Raw genomic sequence first — 9,233 nt, 5'->3', positions numbered from 1 at the left:
GAGCGAGATTGCGGCACGGCGATTGACAGAATGACGCCGCCCAATCGCGTTGGCGAAGACCTCCCGTACGGCGAGCGCTCCGGCAAACACTCCGGAGAGTGGGTTGCCGGCATCGCCGCAGAGCTCGTCATCCCAGCCCGGGAGCACACCGGCGCTCCAGCCATTCCACCAGCAGCGCACGAAAGCCCCGGCTACTGGGGTCTCGCCGATGGCGACAATGTGCGTCACGCTCGAGGGCAGCAATGCGGAAACCTGGGCTCCGCAAGCCTCTGCGACCGCCCAGAGGTCCCTCCCGAGGGCCAGCTTGGCCTCCAGCGGCGGATTGTGTGGGCAGACGAGCGTGGCCTTGCCGAAGCATTTCACGGCGGTGTTGAGGGCGGTGACTACGGCTGCCTGTACCGCCGCTGTGGCGATCGCTACACCCTTGATGACTACGGCAATGTGCACGGCATCCAGCGCGGCCGCCGCCTGGTCGAAGTCGCGCTCACTGCCAGCGGCATCGGTGATGACTTTGACGATGCGCGAGCGGCGGAGATGGGAGTTCATTTCGGCTTCCTGAGCTCGAGTAGCGGTGCGGCGCCGTGGGAATGGTCGATCCACTTGCCATTCCCCAGATACTCATACTGGCCAATGCCGCCGGGGATCACCGAGCCGGCGGCGAAATTCGGAAGAATGAAGGCGAAGTGACCGGCGCGTGGCATGACCGGATCCGCCTGGTCGGAGGCGCTTTGCCCATAGTGACCGGGGTGGACATGCACGTCCGCAACGACGCGGTAGCGGCGCTCGCGGCAGATCTCCCACAGGCGCGGTAGCTTGTTGCCGTCGAAATGGACGATACCGCTGTCGAGGGCATGCGGATCGAGATCGTCGTAGTAGACGAATGCACGGATGATCTTGGGCCCCTTAGCGGGTGCCTCCCCGATCAGGAAGGCACCGCTTTCTCGTCTCCCGCCGATAGTCCGGCGCTTCAGTTCGGTGGCTCCCGCCTGCCACACGGGCTCGTCGCAGACAATGCGAGGCTCAGGCCGCCCTAGCAGCCAGCCAAAGAGCCTGTTCAGAAACGAGCGCATAGAGCTGCTCCATGATGAAAGTGATTTCCCGATTCCGGTGCCAGGCTTCGTCGGGGCGCTTCCGCCACCAGTCATTGTGCTGGGCGGCGCCACGGTTCCATGCGCGATAGATGCCGCCGTCGCCGTTGTTGCCGCCCCAATCCTTGAGGGCCTCGACGAAGCCCGGGGCGCCCGCCTTGGGCGCCGCAGGGCGAGTGCCGTGCTGCGGATTGTCCGCATAGGTCCAGCTCTCAACATAAGGGCCGGGATCTGGGAAGCCCGTGCATTCGAGGCGGAAGTCGTGGGTGAGGATCGCACCCGGGCCAGCCACAACCCGGATGCGCACAAAGAGGTAGGGCCAGGCCAACGCCAGCACTTCCCAACGGCCGTCGTCGATGCCCGCAAGGAAGCGAACCGAGTCCAGCTGGTGGACGAGGGTCTTCTGCGCGGCCGTCATCTCTACCTCAGCCATTGGTGAAGTCCTTTAGGGTCAGGTCGAGTGTCAGCGAGCAGCCCGGGTGCTTGACGTAGACGCCGAGCATCGCGTCCTTGGGCAGAGGCTGATCGGCCCCCGGCAGCATCAGGTTGGCCTTCGCCGCGGCGTTGTCGTCGAGGTTGAAGCCGCGCTTGCTGACCGCCCACTGCAGGACGCGCAGAATGGTGACCGCTGGTGAGAACTCCCGGCTCTTGGTGTCGCCATCGTAGCGAACCTGAACCGTAACATGGCGGCAACGGTGAACCAGGATCGAGATGGCCCGGCGATTTCCGATGCCGGTCAGCGTCTCCTCGCTGTCGCGCTCGAACAAATGGGCCTTCTCGAAGCCCGGCTTGCCACGAGTCGCATGCAGGATGGCATCCAGATCGCCGGCTTCGATTTCGAGGTGCGAGTGCTCCGGCAGGTCCTCGAACTCGAGTTCGACACGGACGATGCGGCGATTGTCAGGGCCACCCTCGTTGTTTGTAGTCATTGCAATTCTCCACAGCGCCCCGGAAGTCCGTGCACGGGACGGGCGGAGCAACATCCCTTGGTCCCGGTGTTTGTGCGTGTTATTCCCACTTCTGGGAACTGATTCTGATATGGCACGACGCGAGGGTCGCGCGCAAGAGTTCGTCCCACATTTGGGAACCATTTTTTGTGGTGGAGCCTCGGTTGGCCATGAAGCTGATGGGAATATCGAGGTTGCGCGAACTTGCGCGTCGTGCCCGTGACGGCCTTGATGGAGCCGTACCAGCGCTGGTTGCCGAACTGGAGTCAGGGTCATGGCGCTCGATGGCTGACATCGCTGAGTTCTACCCGTCAGCCGTGATCGACGGCATCAAAGTGCGAATCCCACTCAACGGCGGCTATCGGGTCGATCTCCTCGCTGACTGCGAGGCACAGATGGTTCTGATCGAATATGCAGGCGCGACTAGTGGGGCACGCGCCACCGGCAAAGCAGGGAGCAAGGTGACATGACGGTTCGACCTATACGCACGGACGAGGACTACCAATCGGCACTCAAGCGTGCCGCTGCGCTGTTCGGGCACAAGAGCCCGAAGGACCGCGACGAGCTCGAAGTGCTACAGGCCGTCATCGAAAGATGGGAGCGATCCCGACATACCGTCGAGGCAGCCACGCCGGCGCACGCGATTAAGTTTCGGATGGAGCAAACCGGACTGTCGCAACGCGATCTGATCCCATACCTTGGAAGTAAATCGCGAGTTTCCGAGATACTCAACGGGCAGCGACAGCCCACGGTCGATCAGATCAGGGCACTGCACCAGCACCTGAACATTCCAATTGTTTCACTGATCGGCTCGGCCAAGCACGAACCGGCAGCGGGTACCTCAAGCACGTCGATAGCGGCGGAGGGGAAGCTCCGTAAGCTTGGCGTGATGAAGGCGAAAGAGAATCTCGCCGGTTTCGTGTCGCGTTCGAAGGCTTCTGCTCCTGCAGTCGCCATGTTACGCAAGACCAGGACTGAGCGTACCAACGCCAAGACGGACTTGGCGGCACTCGAAGCATGGTGTGCGGCCGTCTTGGTTCGTGCAGAAATGATCACTATCAAGAAGACGAAAATCAGTGACCCGGAGAAGGCGGCCCGACAACTTGCTCAACTGAGCGTCTTCTCCGACTGGAATGATCGGATTGTGGCCGAGCTACATAGTATTGGAATAGTATTAGTCATATTGGAACATCTTCCAGGAACATTTCTTGACGGCGCCGCGATGTGCCGTCGCGATGGTGTTCCAGTGATAGCGCTGACCCTTCGCCACGACCGTTTGGACAATTTTTGGTTTACGCTATTGCATGAATTTGCCCACGTAATTTGCCATTTGAGCGCTGATCGACAGGTCATACTGGACGATCTGGATGTGGCGAGTTCAGAAGCCATTGAAGCGGAAGCGGACACGTTTGCACGGAACGCTCTTATCCCCCCAGCCATGTGGCGGTCGATCGACAAGGACAGCAGTACGGAGGAGGTGCTGGAGGTGGCGCGGAGGGCTGGCGTGCACCCTGCGGTTGCCGCCGGTCGCTGGCGGTTTCAGTATTCGGACTATCGTCGCTTTTCCAAGCTGATCGGTCGAGGAGAGGTGAAGTCCGCTCTTCTGCCGGCCTGAGCCCAATTTCGCCCCTTGGCTGCGTAGCGGACATTTGCCTGCGACGACTACGCGCTAGCTGCACGCGCCGGTGGAGCGGGCGGTCTGAATAGCGTTTCAATGGCTACAACCAGCTCCTGCGGAAAATGGCTCACGTAGGTTCTGTTAATCTGCCGTTCTGATTCCTTTGCTGCTGTCCGAAGCGCTGTTCAAAGGGCCGAACAAGAAGCAAGCGCGTGGCAGGGGGCTCCCCGGCGTGGACTTTCTCGTTTTGTCGGACTTTCGTCCGAACCCTCGGATTTTTGGCCACGGACTGCTGTTTATAGGCCTCGAACCAAGTGAAGTCGGCGAGCGCCGCCATATTGGTCGAGCTCGCTCGCGCAGTTCGGGGGACTGCATTCTGCTGCTATCGATCACCAACCGTTTGGCGCGCAAAATGCGAGCTCTCCGTGGGCGGCGGAGTGACTGAGAGCATCTCGCTACTCGTTGAGCCGGACTGCCAAATAGGTTCCTTCAATGTCGTTTTTGATGTCGAAGGGAGCTTTGAGAGCCCGAAGCTGTCGAGTGAGATCGGCGAGGTGATCGAAGGGAATGCGGCCGACGGCCTTCCAGGATCCCACACCCTGGTCGAAAAATACCGTGCCCGAGCCGCGATCGGTGACGAAGTCCAACCGTCGCCGGTGCCCCATCCGATGCACCAAATCGACCATCGACCTCGGCGCCACCTCGGCCAAGAATTGGCGCAAGAGCGTTGCCCTGTCGCCCAGGTCGGCCCAATCCGACTGGATCAATCTCGATTCACGTGCTTGCGCAGTCGTGCGAGCGTTCAACGTCGTGATGGTGACGTCTGCGTCGCGCGCTCCAAAGCCCTCCACGAGCTCGGTCACGAGCCGAACCGCGAGTGGGCTGAACAGGTAGCGGTCGGAATATTTCAACGAGAGCAGCTGTCCGTCCAGCACCCGACCCAGTTCCGGCGAATGACGTGCGAGCGTCGACTTCAGACGCGCCCCGAATCCGGCTGCGGATCCGTCGAGCTCGGTCCCGATCTCGACCAGTGCTTCCCGTCCCGCGGTCATCAGGAGACTCTCAAGGTCCACCTCGGCACCTTCTGACGCCGGGGGCACCGAGCCTCTGACCACCGGAGCCTCGGATGCCGCGGCCCAACCCTCACCAACCTCCTTTGCGCTTCCTGCCGCACTGGTCCACGCGGTGGTACCCGGAGGCGCGACAACGGCGACCAACCAGTCGGGTAATCCCTCTGCACCGAGGTCTCGAACGTTCACTCGCGCCCGCTGTGCCCACAGAACGAACTGTCGACGGGTCACCCCATCCGCCGCCCTCAAGGCACTGGCATCGACAGCGACCGTCGCGGGACGCTCTCGCGCCCCCCAACGCTCGAGAATGTGTGTCATTGGCCACGAGTCCAACTCCCAGCCAGCGGGAGCGCCCCGCAATGGAACGACGATCCGCGCCGCGGCGTCTCGCTGGAGTTCCTCGGTGACGGCTTCGGACAGCGGTGCCGGCTCGTAAGTGGTTTGTGGACCGAACAGTCGAGCCTCAGACGGCAGATGGAGTCGCTCGACAACGCGTGACAGGATTTCGTGGGCCGTTTTGCGGTCCGTTTCATCGACGATGTGTTGACTGTCGGACGACAACACGCAGCGTGCGCAGGCATGGACGGCGTCCCGATCGCGACACCGGCCGGCCTTCGTGCAGTCGAGCAGATCGCGAGCGCGTGTGAGGAACTCGACCGGATCGCGGGCGATCCGCGCCGAGAATCCAGCGCCGCCGCTCGCGCGGTCGAACACGACTGCGCTGCGACTGCGGCCCAGCATCGGATGAATGGCCTCCGGCGCGGCGAAGCCCATTTCATCCGTGTCCACCCCAAGATCACGAGCCACCGCCTCTCTGAGGGCGAGGGCGATTGCCAGGGCTGCCTCGCGGCTCGCGCAGTCGTAGAGTTGGACTTCGCAGACGTCGGTCCGGATCTCTTGGCCCAATGACAAGTGACGCGCAATGGCGAACGGTGCGTCAGTCACGATACCGCCAGTGCACGTCTCCCCATCCGCTGCCCTGGGGCTGCCTCTCAGCGGCTTGTGGCCAATGAGTGTGCCCGTGCCCGCTTGGTCGATTTCCGCGGCGGCTCGTCCGCAGTGCAGGCAGATCTCGTATCCATGATGGTTCGGACCTCTGTTGAACCAGAAGACCTTGCCATCAGCACCTACACGCACACGCCCGAGCCTGGGATCCGGCAGCGCACGCCATGCCGACGTCCGCGATGAGACCCAAGGATCTTCGGGAGAGGAAGCACCGAGGTCACGGGTGTCGTCGTGGATCTTGAAGCGGATGTCGACCGCGAAACCCGCAGGCGCCAAATAGCGAAGGCTTCGGAAGTTGGACTCGCCGCACTCCGGACACACCAGGGTCTCGACGGCGGCCGGCGTCGAGACGAGCGTGCCACAGGAACGACACCAACTCACCTGGCGCATGCTCTGTACTTCACGGACGTCGTCCTGGTCGGCGGGACGTTTCCAGTTCAGGGTCACCCCCGCGGACTCGCGAACGACGCCGTCGATGACGATCCCGCGTCCCGGAGCATATTCGTAGATGGCCAAGTCCCGCTGCCGGGAAGGCCACCCGCGCGCCTTGAATCTCTGCTCGTCTTCGTTCTTTTCCTCGGTCGCTTCCTCTTGGCGCTGCCGCTCCTCAGCTGTGAGGGTGATGAACGGCACGACATCTGTGGGGAAGCCGTAGGACGGCAAGAATCCCCGGCCAGCCAGTTCACCTAGGAGATAGTTCTGTTCGAGGCGTCGACGTTGGAGCTTTCGCGCCTTGTCGACCGCGGTCGACTCGGCATCGTCGTCCACGGCTTCGTCCTCGAGGGCTTCCCATTCCGACTGCAGGTCGGCTTTGATCCGCTCCATCACCTCTCGCGCATTCTCGAAGAGCTCGGTAGCGACCTTCACCGGCGTGCCGTTCAGGACTGTCTCCAAGGCTACAAGAATGTCTGGTTCACCCGCCGCTGCGTCGAGCCACGCGAGGAACTGGTCTGAGGGAAGGCTCAGACCCGTTGCCATGCGCGGGTCTTGGCCAAGCCCGAAGAACCGATTGTTGGTTAGGCGATGTAGTTCTGCCGCTTTGGCTTTGAGGAAGTTCGCGAGGAGATATGCGTGAGCATGGCGTCGCGCGATCGTCGGGCTCTCCAAACTCACCTGGGGTGCCGGAACCTGCTTGGCCAGGAATTCGGCGGGGTTGGCGAAGGCGAGTCGGTCGAGCGGCTGATCCTTGCAGAGCGTGAGCGCGAGCGCGATCGGTTGTCGTGCTCGCCCGGCCCGGCCGACACGCTGACGATAGTTCGCGATGGCTGGAGGTGTGTTGGTATTGAGAACAGCTTCGATGCTGCCGATGTCGACGCCCATCTCCATGGTGGTCGAGCATGCCATGACGTTGATCCGGCCCTTTTTGAACTCGGCTTCGTACTCGCGCAGCAGGAAGCTGGGTTGCTGTGCGGAATGTTCTGCCGCGCGGATCCAGTGAGAAAAACGCGCAGCGCGGTCCTGCTGGTCACCCCATGCGCCCATCTTGCGCAGCCGCTCGACCCTAAGATCCCGATTGAGCCAGTCGTCCATCGCACTCGTCGGCACTCGCGCACCGAGCGTGTTCATCCCCCAGACGAAAGGTAGTTGCGGCAACTCGACGGGTGTTGCTTTTGGGTGGATGCCATCTTGGTCATAAGGGCTGAGGCCCCTGAAGGTGGTATCGACGATCCGCCGAGTGATCGGACACCAGAAGGCATTCTCCAAAGGCGCTACATAGAGATCCGACAGGCGGAAGCGGTATCCTCCATCCTGCGTCGCCGTCATGTGGCGCAGGAAGGCTGTCCATGCGGCATCGAACAGCTCCTCGACCTCGTCTTGCACGGCTCGGTCCCGAATATCGAGCGCCAGCCCCTGCAGCAGGAGGCGCACTACGCGGGTCGGCGACTTTCCGTAGGGCCCGGGCCAGAAGCGGACGAACTTGGAGGAGGGCGCATTACGATCCCGCCGTCGTTGCACAGAGATTTGCGATTGCCGGCGGTCGATCCACCGCATCCACTGACGCGCCGGAAAGTCGAGGATCACGTTCGTGCGAACGAAATGCGTGAGGAGCAGTCGCAGTAGGTCGCGCCAGTCCCCCAGACCGAGCCCCAACTTGGACGCTGCGTGGGGCAGCGATGTCTCACCGACGTCCTGTGGCATCAGGAGCTGGACGAGTCCCAGAGTTTCGGCACTGTTGGCCTTCACCGGTCGACGCATGATCTCCCTATAGAGAAGGAACTCTGCGAGCCTCTTGGCCTCGCCGAAGCTTTCCTCTCGTGGCTGCCATACGTCCTTGAGGAAGCTCGCTACGGTTTCCTGGTCGGCAAGTCTCGCGACCATGGCCTTCCAGGACTTCGGCTTTGCTTCGCCGGAGGCTGCTCGCCGCTGTGCCTCGAGCTCGGGAATCATGCTCATGAGTACGGGGTCCCCGGAGGCGCGCAGGCGCTCGATGCGCGCTTGGATCTCACCAAGCCTCTCCTGGTCGGGGAGGGGGCGTTCCTGGACGAAGTGATAGAGGAAGCTTCTGATGTAGCTTCGTTCCGAGGCGACCTGAATGTTCGCCGCATGTCTAGCCGTACCTTGGCGCGCATCGGTAAAGGTGATCAGTTGCCGTCCGTCGAATGGGAGAGGTTCATTGGACGACGTATTTGGCGTCAAACGGCCGATGACTGCCGGCGCCAGCTGGGACATCAGGAATGGCGCTCCAGCCGCGAACCCTCTGAGTGCGCCCTTGTCATCGGACGCCGGCGTCGGTGGAAATCCGCAGCACGGACAGTGCGACACGCCGGCGAGCGCCTCGAATGTGAGCCCCTGCTCTCTGTCGCCATCGGCGATAGCGCCGGTGTGACGATCGAAAGTCAGTCTGGACACCGGCTTGTCGGTCCATGGACGCAGATATCTGTGATCGGCGAGCGGCTTGAGCTTCGACTCACCGGCGCTGTCCTCCTCCTCTTCTGTTCCGTAGGTCTCGTCCCGATCCAATGTCTGCTCGAAACCGTCGTCGCGGTCAGGCTCGTCCCAGGCAGCGATGCGAACGCCTTCGTCGACAACCTCCGCCTTGAGGGCGCCCTCCCCACAACTGCTGCAGAACGCCCATTCGAGGACCAGGGAGCCACAACCAGAGCAATGTTCGCGCCGCTCCAGGTAGATCTCGCCGAATGGCCAATCATTCGCGCTCGGCGCCGGGCGACTGGGGCACGCGGGATTTACGCAAGCCCACAACCCCGTGAGGGTACGCTGGAAGAGGTGTACCCTCGCGGGCAGGATCGAATCTGCCCCATACTCGGCCAGGAGTTTTGGGGCGTTGGGGTCTCTTGCCTCCGCCGCGCGAACGAGAAGCTCTGCGGGATCAGCTGAGGAGCCAGCAATCTTGGCGGCCTCGTTCCGCCACCCACTCCATGCAAGCGTGTCACCGTCTCGCAGGCGCTGGCGCAACTCGCGAAGCGGCCGAGACCTGGAGAGCCGAGCGTTTACCTCCTGGGCTGACATATCGCGCAGCCCCGGCAAGTCCAGCAGGTCGTCCGTC

Annotated in this window: 7 protein-coding genes; 2 read left to right on the top strand and 5 right to left on the bottom strand. The window is 62.4% G+C overall.

The annotated features are described in order from the left end of the window. The 4 genes from EOA86_RS10780 to EOA86_RS10765 form a co-directional block, all read right to left on the bottom strand. On the bottom strand, positions 1-546 hold a 546-nt coding region (locus EOA86_RS10780; protein WP_206630001.1), incomplete at its 3' end, for a hypothetical protein. Next, complete coding sequence (locus EOA86_RS10775) at positions 543-995, bottom strand: hypothetical protein (protein WP_128341607.1); 453 nt, start codon at positions 993-995, stop codon at positions 543-545. The genes EOA86_RS10775 and EOA86_RS10780, both read right to left, overlap by 4 nt. Positions 996-1,020: 25 nt before the next feature. Next, the gene (locus EOA86_RS10770; RefSeq protein ID WP_164891672.1) at positions 1,021-1,506 is read right to left on the bottom strand and encodes a hypothetical protein; all 486 of its coding nucleotides are present in this window, start codon (positions 1,504-1,506) and stop codon (positions 1,021-1,023) included. 7 nt (positions 1,507-1,513) lie between these two features. Then, positions 1,514-2,017: a hypothetical protein gene (locus tag EOA86_RS10765; RefSeq protein ID WP_128341604.1), complete on the bottom strand. Its 504-nt coding sequence runs from the start codon at positions 2,015-2,017 to the stop codon at positions 1,514-1,516. A gap of 182 nt (positions 2,018-2,199) precedes the next feature. Here EOA86_RS10765 and EOA86_RS10760 point away from each other — a divergent pair, with 182 nt between their 5' ends. Together EOA86_RS10760 and EOA86_RS10755 are read left to right on the top strand one after the other, a co-directional pair. Beyond that, a complete protein-coding gene (locus EOA86_RS10760) occupies positions 2,200-2,505 on the top strand; it encodes a hypothetical protein (protein WP_128341602.1) in 306 nt (101 codons plus the stop codon). Beyond that, positions 2,502-3,650, top strand: a complete 1,149-nt coding sequence (locus EOA86_RS10755; protein ID WP_128341601.1) for an ImmA/IrrE family metallo-endopeptidase — start codon at positions 2,502-2,504, stop codon at positions 3,648-3,650. The genes EOA86_RS10760 and EOA86_RS10755 overlap by 4 nt, the downstream gene beginning before the upstream one ends. A gap of 458 nt (positions 3,651-4,108) precedes the next feature. Here EOA86_RS10755 and EOA86_RS10750 read toward each other — a convergent pair whose 3' ends face one another. After that, a complete protein-coding gene (locus EOA86_RS10750) occupies positions 4,109-9,142 on the bottom strand; it encodes a helicase-related protein (protein WP_206630000.1) in 5,034 nt (1,677 codons plus the stop codon). Between the last annotated feature and the right edge of the window lie 91 nt (positions 9,143-9,233).

The organism is Mesorhizobium sp. M5C.F.Ca.IN.020.32.2.1, assembly GCF_004023105.1.
GTDB classification, from domain to species: Bacteria; Pseudomonadota; Alphaproteobacteria; order Rhizobiales; family Rhizobiaceae; genus Mesorhizobium; species Mesorhizobium wenxiniae.
This window is presented reverse-complemented; position numbering and strand designations above follow the sequence as displayed.

Excerpts from the sequence above, each read along its gene's own strand:
- EOA86_RS10770 (WP_164891672.1), bottom strand. The coding sequence starts at position 1,506 with ATGACGGCCGCGCAGAAGACCCTCGTCCACCAGCTGGACTCGGTTCGC.
- EOA86_RS10765 (WP_128341604.1), bottom strand. The coding sequence starts at position 2,017 with ATGACTACAAACAACGAGGGTGGCCCTGACAATCGCCGCATCGTCCGT.
- EOA86_RS10755 (WP_128341601.1), top strand. The coding sequence starts at position 2,502 with ATGACGGTTCGACCTATACGCACGGACGAGGACTACCAATCGGCACTC.